This is a genomic window from Kribbella sp. CCNWLW201 (assembly GCF_037203805.1).
Lineage (GTDB): Bacteria > Actinomycetota > Actinomycetes > Propionibacteriales > Kribbellaceae > Kribbella.
Genome location: NZ_JBBCBQ010000005.1, coordinates 308,009 through 321,909 on the forward strand (window position 1 = coordinate 308,009; position 13,901 = coordinate 321,909).

18 protein-coding genes and 1 tRNA gene are annotated in these 13,901 nt (G+C 67.1%); 12 read left to right on the top strand and 7 right to left on the bottom strand.

From position 1 onward, the window contains the following. Nucleotides 1-189 precede the first annotated feature (189 nt). From V9K99_RS23260 to V9K99_RS23275, 4 genes are all read left to right on the top strand, one after another. Nucleotides 190-315 (top strand): hypothetical protein, encoded by a 126-nt coding sequence (locus V9K99_RS23260; RefSeq protein ID WP_337006338.1) that lies wholly within the window; start codon nt 190-192, stop codon nt 313-315. Between the two features lie 194 nt (nt 316-509). Next, entirely contained in the window at nt 510-1,574 is a 1,065-nt protein-coding gene (locus V9K99_RS23265) for an LLM class flavin-dependent oxidoreductase (RefSeq protein WP_337006340.1), read from the top strand. Next, the gene (locus V9K99_RS23270) at nt 1,571-2,263 is read left to right on the top strand and encodes an NADPH-dependent F420 reductase (RefSeq protein ID WP_337006342.1); all 693 of its coding nucleotides are present in this window, start codon (nt 1,571-1,573) and stop codon (nt 2,261-2,263) included. The genes V9K99_RS23265 and V9K99_RS23270 overlap by 4 nt, the downstream gene beginning before the upstream one ends. A gap of 49 nt (nt 2,264-2,312) precedes the next feature. Further along, nucleotides 2,313-2,513, top strand: a complete 201-nt coding sequence (locus tag V9K99_RS23275) for a three-helix bundle dimerization domain-containing protein (protein ID WP_337006344.1) — start codon at nt 2,313-2,315, stop codon at nt 2,511-2,513. A 98-nt stretch (nt 2,514-2,611) separates the two neighbouring features. Here the strand turns inward: V9K99_RS23275 and V9K99_RS23280 are convergent, their stop codons facing one another. Together V9K99_RS23280 and V9K99_RS23285 are read right to left on the bottom strand one after the other, a co-directional pair. Next, complete coding sequence (locus V9K99_RS23280; protein WP_337006346.1) at nt 2,612-2,845, bottom strand: hypothetical protein; 234 nt, start codon at nt 2,843-2,845, stop codon at nt 2,612-2,614. Then, on the bottom strand, nt 2,838-3,083 hold the full coding sequence (locus V9K99_RS23285; protein ID WP_337006348.1) for a colicin D domain-containing protein: 246 nt from the start codon (nt 3,081-3,083) through the stop codon (nt 2,838-2,840). The genes V9K99_RS23280 and V9K99_RS23285 overlap by 8 nt, the downstream gene beginning before the upstream one ends. A 140-nt stretch (nt 3,084-3,223) precedes the next feature. Between V9K99_RS23285 and V9K99_RS23290 the strand changes: the two genes are divergently transcribed. Further along, the gene (locus tag V9K99_RS23290; RefSeq protein WP_337006350.1) at nt 3,224-4,075 is read left to right on the top strand and encodes a helix-turn-helix domain-containing protein; all 852 of its coding nucleotides are present in this window, start codon (nt 3,224-3,226) and stop codon (nt 4,073-4,075) included. 97 nt (nt 4,076-4,172) lie between these two features. On the opposite strand, the gene V9K99_RS23295 is transcribed toward V9K99_RS23290, so the two are convergent. Beyond that, nucleotides 4,173-4,245, bottom strand: a tRNA-Thr gene (locus V9K99_RS23295). Between the two features lie 74 nt (nt 4,246-4,319). Between V9K99_RS23295 and V9K99_RS23300 the strand changes: the two genes are divergently transcribed. Beyond that, nucleotides 4,320-5,456 carry an MFS transporter gene (locus V9K99_RS23300; RefSeq protein WP_337006553.1) on the top strand — a complete coding sequence of 379 codons (1,137 nt, stop codon included), beginning with the start codon at nt 4,320-4,322 and terminating at the stop codon, nt 5,454-5,456. Here V9K99_RS23300 and V9K99_RS23305 read toward each other — a convergent pair. Then, nucleotides 5,413-6,591 (bottom strand): MFS transporter, encoded by a 1,179-nt coding sequence (locus V9K99_RS23305; RefSeq protein WP_337006352.1) that lies wholly within the window; start codon nt 6,589-6,591, stop codon nt 5,413-5,415. The genes V9K99_RS23300 and V9K99_RS23305 overlap by 44 nt on opposite strands. 83 nt (nt 6,592-6,674) lie before the next feature. On the opposite strand from V9K99_RS23305, the gene V9K99_RS23310 reads away from it, so the two are divergent. Beyond that, nucleotides 6,675-8,060: a pyridoxal phosphate-dependent decarboxylase family protein gene (locus V9K99_RS23310; protein ID WP_337006354.1), complete on the top strand. Its 1,386-nt coding sequence runs from the start codon at nt 6,675-6,677 to the stop codon at nt 8,058-8,060. Here the strand turns inward: V9K99_RS23310 and V9K99_RS23315 are convergent. Next, entirely contained in the window at nt 8,043-8,633 is a 591-nt protein-coding gene (locus tag V9K99_RS23315) for a TetR/AcrR family transcriptional regulator (RefSeq protein ID WP_337006356.1), read from the bottom strand. The two genes, V9K99_RS23310 and V9K99_RS23315, sit on opposite strands and share 18 nt — an antisense overlap. A 66-nt stretch (nt 8,634-8,699) precedes the next feature. Here V9K99_RS23315 and V9K99_RS23320 point away from each other — a divergent pair, with 66 nt between their 5' ends. Both V9K99_RS23320 and V9K99_RS23325 read left to right on the top strand, forming a co-directional pair. Continuing rightward, on the top strand, nt 8,700-9,467 hold the full coding sequence (locus tag V9K99_RS23320; RefSeq protein WP_337006358.1) for a GAF and ANTAR domain-containing protein: 768 nt from the start codon (nt 8,700-8,702) through the stop codon (nt 9,465-9,467). Nucleotides 9,468-9,531: 64 nt separating this feature from the next. Beyond that, nucleotides 9,532-9,825 (top strand): DUF4287 domain-containing protein, encoded by a 294-nt coding sequence (locus V9K99_RS23325; RefSeq protein ID WP_337006360.1) that lies wholly within the window; start codon nt 9,532-9,534, stop codon nt 9,823-9,825. Here the strand turns inward: V9K99_RS23325 and V9K99_RS23330 are convergent. Continuing rightward, the gene (locus V9K99_RS23330) at nt 9,809-10,627 is read right to left on the bottom strand and encodes an ACT domain-containing protein (protein WP_337006362.1); all 819 of its coding nucleotides are present in this window, start codon (nt 10,625-10,627) and stop codon (nt 9,809-9,811) included. The two genes, V9K99_RS23325 and V9K99_RS23330, sit on opposite strands and share 17 nt — an antisense overlap. A 59-nt stretch (nt 10,628-10,686) precedes the next feature. On the opposite strand from V9K99_RS23330, the gene V9K99_RS23335 reads away from it, so the two are divergent. Continuing rightward, nucleotides 10,687-11,427, top strand: a complete 741-nt coding sequence (locus tag V9K99_RS23335) for a TrmH family RNA methyltransferase (protein WP_337006364.1) — start codon at nt 10,687-10,689, stop codon at nt 11,425-11,427. A gap of 50 nt (nt 11,428-11,477) precedes the next feature. Continuing rightward, nucleotides 11,478-12,260, top strand: coding sequence for a hypothetical protein (locus V9K99_RS23340; RefSeq protein WP_337006367.1), 783 nt, complete (start codon nt 11,478-11,480; stop codon nt 12,258-12,260). Between the two features lie 21 nt (nt 12,261-12,281). Here the strand turns inward: V9K99_RS23340 and V9K99_RS23345 are convergent, their stop codons facing one another. Continuing rightward, complete coding sequence (locus V9K99_RS23345; protein ID WP_337006369.1) at nt 12,282-13,262, bottom strand: alpha/beta hydrolase; 981 nt, start codon at nt 13,260-13,262, stop codon at nt 12,282-12,284. Nucleotides 13,263-13,333: 71 nt separating this feature from the next. Between V9K99_RS23345 and V9K99_RS23350 the strand changes: the two genes are divergently transcribed. Continuing rightward, on the top strand, nt 13,334-13,897 hold the full coding sequence (locus tag V9K99_RS23350) for a TetR/AcrR family transcriptional regulator (protein ID WP_337006371.1): 564 nt from the start codon (nt 13,334-13,336) through the stop codon (nt 13,895-13,897). Nucleotides 13,898-13,901: the final 4 nt, after the last annotated feature.

The following is a 13,901-nucleotide window of genomic DNA, read 5'->3' on the forward strand; positions in this document are numbered from 1 at the left end:
TCACAGCGTCGCCTTGCACACAGGAGACCACCATGAGTCGGAGAAGACCGATGAGGATCGAGACGGTTCAGAGATGGGTCGCCTCTGCCGTCCTCTTCCACGTCGGCAGCCGTCCCCGCCATCACGCTGGCCGTTTACAGCATCGGGGTCGCAGAGACCGACTATGGAAAGGGCGTCGGTTTGTGGATCATGTCCGGAGTCATCGGACTCCTCACGATCGCCGGCATACTCCTCATCTTCCAACGCTCGCTGTTGTCCTTCTGGCTACTCGCCGGCCTCCTCCCAACCGCAGTCACCGGCCTCTACGTCCTCTGACCCGCATCGCCGCGTCCCGGTCGTCGACCCGGCCCGGTTGCTGGCCCGGAGGATCGTCGAGACCGTCACACTCGATCGAACCGTGGACTCCCCTGGGTGTGCGACGTGCGGGGAATGAACCTGACACCGATCTGTGTTGACATGTCAACCTAGTTCACGTGTTGACATGGCAGTTCAGATGGGAAGTGACGTTGATGAGCGACCTCTTGTTCGGCCTCGACACCTTCGGTGACATTCCGGAGGACGACGAGGGCCGGCTCGTCTCGGATGCCGCCGCGATCCGTCAGGTGGTCGAGGAGGCGGTGCTCGCGGACGAGCTCGGTGTCGACGCCATCGCGCTCGGTGAGCACCATCGCCCGGAGTACTCGATCTCCACGCCGGAGACGGTCCTGGCCGGGATCGCCACTCGCACCTCGCGGATCAAGCTCGGGTCCGGTGTGACCGTGCTGAGCTCGGATGATCCGGTCCGGGTGTTCCAGCGCTTTGCGACGGTGGATGCCATCTCGAACGGGCGCGCCGAGGTCATCCTCGGCCGAGGCTCGTTCACCGAGTCGTTCCCGTTGTTCGGCTACGACCTGCAGGACTACGAGGTCCTGTTCGAGGAGAAGCTACAGCTGTTCGCCCAACTGCTCGACGAGAAACCGGTCACCTGGAGCGGAACCACCCGGGCGCCGCTGGACAACGCCGATGTTTACCCCAAGACCGAATCCGGCCGTCTGACGACCTGGGTCGGCGTCGGCGGTACCCCGCAGTCGGTGGTGCGTACGGCGTACTACGGTCTGCCGCTCATGCTCGCGATCATCGGTGGATCTCCTGGCCGCTTCGCGTCGTACGTCGATCTCTACCAGCGTGCGGCCGAGCAGTTCGGCACGGTCGCGCACCCAGTCGGGATGCACTCGCCGGGCTTCGTCGCGGACACCGACGAGGAGGCGAAGGAGCTGTTCTATCCGCGGTTCAAGGTGGTCCGTGACCGGATCGGAGCGTTGCGCGGGTGGCCGCCGATTCGTCGCGAGGAGTTCGACGCGGAGGTGGCTCAGGGTTCGATGTACGTCGGCTCGCCGGAGACCGTGGCCCGCCGGATCGCCGGCGCCGTACAGACGCTGGGGGTCGGCCGATTCGACCTGATCTACACGTCCGGCTCGCTGCCGGTCAGTGCCCGGCTGCGGGCGGTCGAGCTGTATGGCACGAAGGTGATCCCGATGGTCCGCGACCTGCTCGCCGACGCGCGCACGGAGCAGTCGTTCCGGAGCCAATCATGAAGGCCACGATCGGCATCCTCGGCGCGGGCAAGGTCGGCACGGTGCTCGCCCGTCTCGCGGTCGCTGCCGGGTATGAAGTGCTCATCGCCGGCTCGGGTGAGGTGTCGAAGATCGCGCTGATCGTCGACGTCGTCACACCCGGAGCCGTCGCGACCACGGCGGCCGACGCAGCCGCGCGGGCCGACGTCGTCATCCTCGCGCTCCCACTCGGCAAGCACCGCACCATCCCGGCCGAGGCGCTGCGCGGCAAGCTCGTCATCGACGCGATGAACTACTGGTGGGAGGTCGACGGCATCCGCGACGATCTCACTGATCCGCGCACGTCGTCCAGCGAGATCGTCCAGGCCTTCCTGCCCGGGGCGCGCGTGGTGAAGGCGTTCAACCACATGGGCTACCACGACCTCGAGGACGGCGCCCGCCCGGCCGGGGCACCGGACCGCAAGGCGATCGCGATCGCGGGCGAAGCCGACGACGCTGCGGCGGTCGCGACGATCGTCGACGCACTCGGGTTCGACCCGGTCGTCGCCGGACCGCTGGCCGAGGGCGTGCGGTTCGGACCCGACACCGAACTGTTCGGCGCGAACGTCCGCGCCAGCGAGGTCCGCGCCATGCTGGACCGCTTCCCGGACACCCCACGCGGCCTGCTCATCGGCCAGGCCCGATCCAGCGAGGACGAGGCCGCAGCGTAGGACCGTCGAGTGGGTTGTCTGGGCTGGGGGTGCGCGCGATGGTGGGGGAATGGACAGGTCAGAGGAGAACCGTGCAATTTCCGAGGTCGTGGAGCGGCTGGCCAAGCAGTTCCCCGACCGAGCGGTCGACGAGGTGGCGGTCGCCGTACGGGCGAGTCGGCCCGAGTTCGAGCAGGCTCCGATCCGTGACTTCGTGCCACTGTTCGTCGAGCGAGCAGCCAAACACCGCCTGCGAACCCACGCTCAGTAGGCGTGACCGTCGTGGACCTGCATTCATTGATGCCACCATCACCAACGTCATCGACGCCCTCGTCACCAAGACCACGGCCCGCCTCATCACCGGCTGGGTCAGTCGACAGAGTCGCGGAGACGAGCGCGGGCGGTCTCCACTAGCTCCTGGTAGTCATCGCGGAGCGGTTCGGTCAGAACTGACTCCAGTGCCGCCTCCAGGTCCCAGAGCACACGCTGCTCGGCTTGGTCCTCAAAGGCAGCTGGCTGCTCGGCCGCGCCGGTGCGCCCCAGCCACTCGAAGAGCACGAGTGCTTGGTCTCTGGTCAACACGATCGAAATCTCGTTAGCCACCGCCGAGGCTCCCATTGCTGAGGACGTTGGCGAGCTGATCCGGATTCAGCCGCCAGCCGCTGACGAACTCGCCATTACGCGAGATTACGTCCAAGCCTGTTGCCGGATCCATGTGGTGCGTCACCGACTGTCCGCGGTAGGTGCCCTGAATCATGCGTGTGCCCGGCGCGTTGATGTGCTGATTGATCGCAGCGCTGAACGAGGTCGGCGCCGCGACGGCGAGGACATGCAAGAGCATCCTCACCGGGACGTTTGGTCTGGCCGTTCGCCATGGCGCGTTGGAATCGAATCCTGTCCGCGAGATTCAGGTCGGGGCGCAAGAGCAAACGAAAACCTCCGCGGGCGCTCGAAGGAGGAGAGGTCGAGCAATGGTGCGAGTTGCTGGCCCAGGACGAACGGGCTGTCCGTGCGGACCTTGTCGACCTATGCAAATTCATGCTTTCCACTGCCGAGCGGATCGGGGAATGCCTCGCGGTGATCTGGGAGGCCCTCAACTGGGAGACTGGTGAGATCGACTGCAGCCACCAGATTCAGCGGATCAAAGGGCAGGGGCTGGTACGGCGCCGTCCAAAGTCGCTGGCGGGTGAACGAGTCCTGTCGCTACCCCAGTGGTGCTTGGAGATGTTGCGTGCACGATGGACACCTGACACGCCGCTGACCTCGCCAATCTTCCCCAGCGCCACTGGCGGATTCCGCGATCCTCACAATGTCCGGAAGGCAATCCGCGACGTCCGCAGACCGGTCGGCGACAAGCGGCGAGTAGAGCTGGGTCAAGCACTCCGCACTCTCAGGCGCGAGGCCGGGATGATCCAAACAGCCGTCGTCGAGAAACTCGGCTGGCGAAAGACTCGCATCAGCCTGATCGAGACCGCCCGAGTCGCAGTGGAACCATCCGGGTTGGATGAACTGGCAGCCCTGTACGGCGTCTCTGGAGGTGAACGAGCAGCGTTGATGGAGTTGGCCGAACTCGCGGGACTCAGGTCGCTGGCCGACGAACTGGCGTGGGTCACATCGCACATCTTCCGCAAGACGATCGCGACTGTTCTGGAGAGCTCTGGGCAGACGCCGAGGCAGATCGCCGATCAGTTGGGCCACGCCTTCACCAGCACCGCCATGAACGACTACGTGCGCGGAGGGCGCGCAACTCGGAGGCGGCCGGCCACCTCGAGGAAGCCTTTCGAGGCATCCACGATCAACATCGGCAAGAGACGGAAGGGCCTGAGCTTTTGACGACGACTCGATGGGCGTCGAAAGGTCAATGTGATGAGTAAGTGATGAGTGGAGGCCCAAAACTCCATGCCTGGATAGGCATATTGCCTGGTGAGAGAGCCGGTGAGGGGACTCGAACCCCTAACCACCGCTTTACAAGAGCGGTGCGCTGCCAGTTGCGCCACACCGGCTGGGTGTAACGTGCCGGACCATCTTAGAGGATGGGGGCGTGGGGGCGTTGGGGGCGGGGTTTCGGCGGTTGTGGGTGGCTCGGGCGGTTTCGTTTCTGGGGGACTCGCTGGGGTTGGTGGCGTTGTTGTTGTACGTCGAGGAGTCGACGGGGGCCGCGCTTGCGGTGGCGCTCCTCTTATTGGCGGGGGACTTTACGCCGGGGTTGTTCGGGGCGTTCGCGGGGGCTGTCGGGGATCGGTTCGATCTGCGGCGGGTGATGGTGGTTTGTGATGTGGTGCAGGGTGGGCTGGTGTTTGCCATGGCGGTCGCGTTGCCGCCGCTGCCGGTGCTGCTCGTGCTGGTCGCTGTACGGAGTTTGGTGGCGCAGGTGTTCCAGGCGAGTTCGCGGAGTGCGGTGCCGGCGCTGGTCAAAGACGAGGACTTGGAGAGGGCGAACTCGGCGCTGGGGGCGGGGACGTATGGGCTGGAGGCGATCGGGCCGCTGGTGGCTGCCCTGCTGTTCCTGGTGATCGACGTGCGCGGGATTCTGTTGATCGATGCGGCGACGTTCCTGGTGTCGGCAGTGCTGCTGAGCGGGCTGCCCAAGCTGCCGAAGAAGCAGCCGTCGGGGCACAGTTTGATCAAAGATGCGAAGGACGGGCTCGGGTACATCTGGCGGACCAAGGCTGTTCGGGTCATCGGGTTGGGGTTCTTCGGCGTGGTTGCGTTCAGTGGGGTGGACGACGTCGCGATGGTGTTCCTGGGGAAGGACGAGCTCCACGGCGGCGACTCGGCGACGGCGACGCTGTACGCCGGTGTCGGAATCGGGCTCGTGGTCGGGTTCGCCGTACTTACCAGGTATGCGAGCCGCTTCCGGATGCCCGCGCTGATGCTGGCCGGGTTCGCGGTGAGCAGCGCGGGGAACCTGTTCACCGGCCTCGCCTGGGCGGTGTGGGCGGCGCTCGCGCTGCAGGTGTTGCGCGGCCTCGGCATCGCGGCCCTCGACGTCGCGATCAACACCCATCTGCAACGCATCGTGCCGGCGAGCATGCTGAGCCGCGTCTTCGGGAACCTGTACGGCGCCGTCGGGCTGGCGGCCGGGGTGTCGTACGTCTTCGGCGGGCTCCTTCTTCAACAAACTGACGCGAGGGTCACGTTTGTTGCCGCGGGCATCGGTGGGCTGCTGGCTACAGCCGCGACAGCGATCGGAGTTCGGCGATCGGCCGGTTGAGTGCACGTGCGCCCGGTACGGCGACCAGCGCGATGCCGGCCATCACGACGAAGGCCGCGAACGGGTGGTCGACGAGCAGACCGACGACGACGGCGACGAGGAGGCCGCCGAGGTTGCCGGCCATCCAGATCAGGCCGGCCGCGGTTCCTTCGGCCTCGCCGGTACGGCGTTCGACGAGTTCGAGGACGATCGGGAGCGCCGGGAGCAGGAGCAGGCCGATCAGCGTGATCGCAATGAAGCCCGTGACCACCCCTGGAGCAACCGCCAACACCACACACGCAATCGCGGTCGTCCCCAAACTCACCATGAGTAGGGTCGACTCGGCCCGGCGCCGTACGACGAGGATCGGGATCACCGCGCTGCCCAGTACACCGGCGACGACGTTGACGAGCAGGATGGTGCTCGCCGTACCGCCGCTGACCCCGGCCGGCTCCAGCAGCGCCTGCGCAAAGGTGCTAAGGGCAACGAAGACGCCGAACGGGAAGATCGCCAGCACGCACAGCCGGCGGATGAGGGAGTCGCCCCAGGCGATCCGCAGCGCACCGCGCTCGAGGGGTCGGGTCGCTTCATAGACGCCCTCAGTGCGAAGGGCAACGATCAGCACACCGGCCGCGGCAACGCAGAAGGCGGCGGTGACCGTCAACATGGGATCAACCGAGGACGGGAAGACCGCGCTGAGCAGGAAGGCGATCACCATCCCGGCGAAGATGCTGGCGGTGCCGACGGCGATCCCGGTCGGCCGGTCCTTCTCGTCGAGGTAGCGGCCGGTGATGCCGGTGACCGCGTTCAGCACCAGCGGTTGGGCGACCGAGGCGACGATCTGTCCGGCCAGCAGCCACCCGTAGTCGTCGCCGATCAACCGCACCGCGGCACCGACTGCCGTCAACACAGCGCCGGCGATCAGGCCGCCCCGGAACCACCGGTCCAGCACCAGACCGCAGGGGATCGCGAGTACGACGTACAGCAGCGGGAACACCTGGGCGAGCCAGCCGATCGCGCTCTCGGAGACGCCGTAGTGCGAGGCCGCGACGGTGGTCACGCCGGCGAAGTTGAGCCAGACGAGCTGGGTGGCCGCGCCGACCAGGGAATAACCGACGATCGCCGCCCAGCGACTCCCGGTCACCGATCGCGCCATCCACGTCCTCCCAAAGCCCGGCCTGAGCGAACTGTAGTGCCGTCACACGCCGGATCACACGCGATCGGCGTACAAAAAGGACCATGAGTACGACGGATTGGGAAGGGCCGCTCGGGGAAGCGTTCGAGCGGGCAACGACATATCTCAAAGATCTCCCGGAGCGTCCGGTCGGGCCGCGTGCCACGGCGGCTGAGCTGCGTCACGCGCTCGGCGGCGAGTTGCCGCAGCAGCCAACGGACCCGCAAGAGGTGATCGCACACCTCGCGAAAGGCGTCGAGGATGGCCTGTTGCCGAGCGGTAGCGGCCGCTTCTTCGGGTTCGTCTTCGGCGGCGCGACACCCGCCGCGCTCGCGGCCGACTGGCTCACCACGGTCTGGGACCAGAACGCGGGTCTATACGCCGCCTCACCCGCAGCGGCCGTGGTCGAGGAGATCGCGGCGAGCTGGCTGGTCGAGCTGTTCGGACTGCCCCGCGGTACGACGGTGGGCTTCGTAACCGGAGCGCAGATGGCGAACTTCACCGGACTCGCAGCGGCCCGGCATGAGGTACTCCGACGAGAAGGTTGGGACGTCGAGCGTGACGGGCTCAGCGGTGCCCCGGCGATCCGCGTACTGGCCGGCGCCGAGCGGCACGACACGGTCGACCGGGCGCTGCGCTTCCTCGGCCTCGGCACGAGCTGCATCGTGCCGATCGAAGTCGACGACCAGGGCCGGATGCGGGCCGACGCGCTCGCCGAAGCCCTAGCCGAAGCAACCACACCAACCATCGTCTGCGCCCAGGTCGGCAACGTGAACACCGGCGCGATCGATCCCATCGCGGAGATCTGCGACATAGCGCATTCAAAGGGGGCCTGGGTGCACGTGGACGCGGCCTTTGGCCTCTGGGCCACGGTCAGCCCGGCGCTCCAGCCGCTGACACAAGGCATTGACCAGGCCGACTCCTGGGCGACCGACGCGCACAAGTGGCTGAACGTCCCGTACGACTCCGGCCTCGTCCTCTGCGCCCATCCCGAAGCCCACCACGCCGCGATGTCCGTGCGAGCGTCGTACCTGATCCATGACGAGCATGGGGAACGCGATGCGCTCGAGTTCAACCCCGAGTTCTCCCGCCGGGCGCGGGGTTTCGCGGTGTACGCCGCGATCCGGGCACTGGGGCGGGAAGGGATCGCCGAGATCGTCGAGCGGTGTCACACGATGGCCCGCCGGTTCGCGGACACGCTGGCCGCCAACGGGGTCGCCGTACTGAACGACGTCGTCCTCAACCAGGCACTCGTCCGCTTCGGGGACGACGACGAGCTCACCCGGGCTGTTGTGCGGGCCGTGCAGCAGGAGGGCACGTGCTGGATGTCCGGCACGACTTGGCAAGGAAAGGCCGCCATGCGCATTTCGGTCAGCAACTGGACGACGAACGAAGAGGACATCGACCGCTCGGCAGCCGCCGTACTCAAGTGTTTAAGCGAAAGACTCTAACCGGGCCAGCGCCGCGTCGAGGGAGTCGCGGAGCGGCTCGGGGCGGCGGAGGGTTTGGGACAGGAGTACGCCGCCTTGCATCGCTGCGAGCAACGTGTTGGCGAGAGAATCGGGGTCGGCGTCAGGGCGGAGCAGGCCCTGGTCGCGCATGATGTGCAGGTTGTACCGGAACTGTTCCAGCCACCGGTCGTAGCCGTCGGCGAGGTGGGCGCGCGTCTCCGGGCTCGTCTCGGCGAGCTGACCGGCGAGTGAGCCGAACTCGCAACCGCCCCGGAACTTCCGCGCCGTCTGCCGGGCGACCACGTGGTCGGCCCAGCGGTGCCAGGCGGCGAACGAGTTGAGCACCGGCTCGCGTTCCAAGGTGGTGTCAGCCTGCCACGCGATGACGTCGTCGATCAGAGTCCGCTTGTCGTGGAAGTAATGCGTCAACTGCGAACCGCTCACCCCGGCGGCCCGTCGTACGTCGTCGAGCTGGGTGCCGGCGACGCCCTGCCGTTGGACCAGATCGGCCGCAACAGCGAGGATCCGCTCACGGGTCGCCCGACCTTTCGCAGTCAGGCGGTGCTCGTCCATGAGATCGAGCGTAGCGCCGTCTGGGTTCTCCAACCCAGAACGCTGTCGATGGCGCATGATGGATCCATGGGTGAGGGGATTCTGGAGCTGGCGCAGGAGTTGGTCGAGGTCAGCCGGCTGGTGGAGGACGATGATGTCGCCACCACGCTGGGCCGAATCGTCAGTCGCGTGGTGCGGACGGTGCCGGACTGTGAGGAGGCCTCGATCACCGTGCTGGCCGGCGGCGAGGCCGAGATCGTCGCGCGCTACCACAAGACCGCGGACGACCTCTCCGAGCCGGTCCGGGCGACTCTGGCCGAGCAACTGGTCAAGCCGGGCGGGCCGATGCTCGACACGCTCACCTACGGCGAACCGCGCCGGATCACCGATCTGGCCTCGGACCAGCGCTGGCCGGAGTTCGACGCGGCGGCGATCAACGCGGGGTACCGCAGTTGCCTGTTCCTCCCCTTGCCCGGGGTGACCGAATCCGCGGCCGCGTTCAGCCTCTTCTCGATGAAGCCGGATGCCTTCGGGAGTACGTCGTACGACATCGTCCTGCTGTTCGCCATGCACGCCGGGGTCGCGTTCGACAACATACAGCTGTTCAACGACAGCCGGACGCTGGTCGAGCAGTTGCGTACGGCGATCAGCACCCGGACAGTCATCGGTCAGGCTCAGGGGTTGCTGATGCACCGGTACGGCATCCCGTCCGGCGTGGCCTTCGACGTACTCAAGCGCGGCTCGCAGGACGCCAACATCAAGCTCCGCCAACTGTCCTCCGACCTGGTGGAGGCCCAGAACCAGGGCCAGCTGTCCCAGGCGCTGCGGAAGTACGGTCTGCAAACCGGCGACTGAGGGTGTCGATTTCCGGCCCCGCTGATCGACGCACTGGTGAAGACACTTCTGAAGGAGGCACCAGATGTCGTTCCAGGCGTACTTGGACAAGATCGAGGAGAAGACCGGCCGGACCCCGCGGGCGTTGGTCGAGCAGGCGAAGCAGCTCGGGTACGACGCTCCGGACGTCAAGGCCGGTGTGATCTGTGACTGGCTGAAGGCCGACTACGACCTCGGCCGCGGACACGCGATGGCGCTGGTGCACGTGATCAAGAACGGTCCGGTGATCAGCGACAAGCATGTCGGCAGCAAGGGCACCCACAGCGACCCGTCGAACGTTCTCTGGCTCGACGGCAAGGCGACTAACCCAGCCGGTTGAGCAGGGTCAGTTCCGCCAGTTGGGCGAGGCGGTGGGCTCGGGCGGATTCGGCCGGGGTGAACGGTTCGCCGGGGCGGGTGAAGGCGAACAGGCCAGTCCAGGGGGACGGGATCTTGAGGACGGTGCCGTCGGCGGGGAGTGGACCGGCCAGGGCGACCCGGTCGGTGACGAGCTGGGCGCCGAGGAGTTCGGCGACCGCGTGCGGGAGTTCGCTCGGGTCGCTGACCACCTGCGCCGACAGGCTCAGCGCCTTCGTCTGGCCGTCGACCAGTGCGAGCGTGGTCGTCGGCCAGACGTGCACCTCGCGCCCGCCGGCCGCCTCGATTGCCTCCAGCAACGATTGTGGGTCGACCGTGTCCGGGGTCGAGACGACGAGCTCGTCGCGTACGCCGTCGTCGACCGGGTGGACGTGGAGCCCGAGGATGTTCGCGTCCAGCTCGGCCAGCTGATGGGTCAGCCGTTCCAGCGCGCCGGTCCGGTCCGCGAGTGTGACCCGGATCCGCCACAGCGCGTCGATCCCGGACGCCGGCTGGGTCCGCGGCGCGTGCAACCACGACCGCAGCAGCCGCATCGTCGACGGCTCGATCACCCAGATCACCAGCGCCGTCGTCGCGACCACCAAAACAGTGACCGCCACCACGTACGGCGGGTGCAGCGCCAAGACGAGCGCATGCAGGGCGAACTCCACCGGGAAGATCGCGAGGAGTTTGGCCAAGGTCAACCGCAGCCGCCGTGGATGCGGGAGTCGCCCACACACCTCACAGGCGGTTCCGCCGATGAGCGCCGTACGCAACTGTTCCATGCCACTCAGCGTGACGGACGCAGATTGCCCGCCTGTTGCCGTGGTGTGAAGATGTCTGAGTGGAAGAGAAGAGGTCGCCGCGGGACAAGTGGATCACCATCTACGGGCGCAAGCCGGTCCTCGAGGCACTGCACGACTCGTCGCTGTCGGTGGCGAAGGTGGTCGTGGCGGACAACGCGACCGGCGGCTCGCTGCAGGAGATCCTCCGGGCGGCCGCGAAGGTCGACGTACCGGTCGAGCGGGCGACGGCGAGCCGGGTGAAGTGGCTGGCCGGCAACGGGAAGCACGATCAGGGCGTGGTCGCGGACGTCGACGCGCCGCGGATGACGCCGCTGGAGGAGTTCGTCCGGTCCCGCGGCAAGCGGCCGACGAACGTGTTTCTGCTCGACGGGGTGACGAACCCGGGCAATGTCGGCATGATCCTGCGGACCGCGACCGGTGCCGGATTCGACGGGGTGATCCTGCCGCGCGCCGGTACGCCGCACGTCGGCCCACTCGTGATCAAAGCGTCGGCCGGGGTCGCCTTCCAGGCGCCGATCGTGAACACGTCCACCGCGAAGACGGCCGTCGACCTGCTCCGTACCGCGGGCTACCACATCTACGGACTCTCGGCCCGCTCGCACGAGTCCCTCTTCAAGGCCGACCTGGCGCCGCGCGCCGTCTACGTCCTCGGCGGCGAGACCAACGGCCTCACCGTTCCCACCGACTCCGACCTCCAGATCCCCCTCCACCCCGGCGTCGAGTCCCTCAACGTCGCCATCGCCGCTGCGGTCGTTGCCTTCGAGGTAGCCAACCGCTGAGCCGGGTGCGTCGTATCCTCCGAGGGCTTTTGACTCGATGAGGGGGATACATGAACAAGCTCGCTCGGCTGTGCGCAGCTGTGGGGATCGTGGCCGCCGGTGCGCTCGTGAGTGCCGGATCGGCCAACGCCTCGACTGATCAGGCGACGCAGGCAGCGGCGGTCTCCGACACTTTGCTGCCAGGCCAGAAGTTGATGGCCACGCAGTACATCCGCTCGAAGAACGGGCAGTACACGCTGCAGATGAGCCGGTACGGCGACGTCACGCTGACCAGGCGCGGATACACGGTGCAGTTCTGGAATTCGGGGACCACCAAGCCGGGTTCCGTCCTGGTGATGGGGAAGAACGGCAGTCTGGAGGTCATCTACGGCCGGACGAGGATCTGGTCGATCGGTGCCTACAGCCCGGGGGCGAAGCTGGTGTTGCCGGACACCGGCAACCTGGCGATCTACAACACCCGTGGCAAGGCCGTCTGGAACCGTCACATGGTGATCGGGACCCTCATGCCGGGCAGCAAGATCCGGCCTGTGGATACCTACGGCCGCGACGTGACCATGTACTCGGTGAACCGCGTGTACACGCTGCAGATGCGCACCGACGGCAACCTGGTGCTGCTGCGGAACGGCACGACTGTGCTGTGGAGCTCGAACACTGCGGGCCATCCGGAATCGACCGCCTGGATTTCGCAGGGCGGCAGGTTCGGTGTCCTGAACAAGAACGGTGAGGAAACCTACGTCTTCGACACCCGCCGCCCCGGAAGCGTTGCGCAAGTCCGGGACGACGGCCACCTGCTCCTCATCTACGGCCGCACGGTCGTCAAGGTCCTGCACTGACCTGCAGGATCAACAGACTCGTCAGCCGGCGAGACGGGCGCGGAGGAATTCAGTGATCCGCGCCCGTGCCGCCTTGGCCTGCGGCACCACTCCCGGCATGCTCACGAACGCGTGCCCCGCCCCAGGGTGCTCGGACAACTGCACCGGTGTCCCGGCGTCATCCAGTCGATCGGCGTACGCACGTCCCTGATCGGCCAGCGGGTCGAGTGTCGGCACCACCACGAGTGCCGGGGCGAGGCCGCTCAGGTCGTCGGCGTACAGCGGGGACACCGCACGAGGATCCGAACCTTGCGGAACGGCCAACCGGATGAGCAGTTCCATCTGCGGCATGGTCAGGGTCGGGCTGTCGGCGTGTTCGGACATCGAGACGTAGTCGAACGCCATCGGGGACAGATCGACACAGGGATTGACCAGCACCTGCGCACGCAGAAGCAGCCCGGACTCCCTGGCCCGGATCGCGGCCAGCGCAGTGACCATCGAACCAAAACTCTCTCCGAAGACTGCGGTCCAGGCCGGGTTGACTCCCCACTGCGCGGCGTGCCGCATCACGTGACGCAGTACCTCCCAGCCGTCGTCGACAGCCGCTGACATCGGAGTGTCCGGGCCGAGGAGACGGTGCTCGACCGACACGACCACTGCGGGCAGTTGTGCAGCGAGGTGGCTGTTGATCCAGTCGCTCTGGGCCGCGGTGCCGACGAATCCGCCACCGTGGACGTGAACCACAAGCGGCAAGCCGGCCTCCGGGCCGCCGCGCGACGGCCGGTACACCCGGACCTTGACCACTCGGTCGGGCAGCGCCACCTGTTGCCAGCCGATGGTGACCCCGCGGTCCGGGAAACCGGTGATCACGCGCATCAGACCAGAAGCGCGCCTGCGATTCTCCGCGTCGCGGAAGGCGACCAGCGCGTCGGCCGGCATCGTCAACCAGTCTGGCTGCTTCCTCAGCGCGTGCAGCAATCGGATGCCCAGCGGTGCTTGCCGCACGGCAGCGGTGTCGCTCATCTCTGCTCCTCGGGGATTTCGCTACTAGAAGTATCGATACCGAAAGTAGCATAACTCGCTAGGGTGGGACCATGGCCCGAGCAACGACCCCCAGCCGATCACCCGGCCGCCCCCGCTCCAGCGTCGACGCCGCGGTCTTCGCGGCAACGCTGAGCACGGTCCACGAGCTCGGGTACACCCGCGCCACCGTCGACCGGATCGCCGCTGAGGCAGGCGTTGCGAAGACCACGATCTACCGGCGCTGGCCGTCGAAGGGCGCGCTGATCACCGCCTGCCTGGTGGACGCGTTCGGCCCGTTGCCCTTGAAAGAGGGCGCCAGTCGGGCCGAGGTCATGGAGACGGCGATCCGGTACGGCGCCGCCAGGATCACCGAACCCGGGATCGCCGCGGCGTTCGCGGGCGTGTTCACCGACGCGATCGGCGATCCGGCCCTGCGCGAGATCCTGTCCACCCAGCTGCAGGACCCCTACCGGCTCGTCCTCCAGGAGGCCCTGGGTGAATCGGAGCAGCGGGTCCTCTTCTTCGTCGACGTCGTCATCGGCACCCTGCTGCACCGGATGGGCATGACCGGCGAGCCGATGGCCGCCGCCGACGTCGACGCCCTGGTCACAATGATCCAGCGCGAACTCACCTGACCAA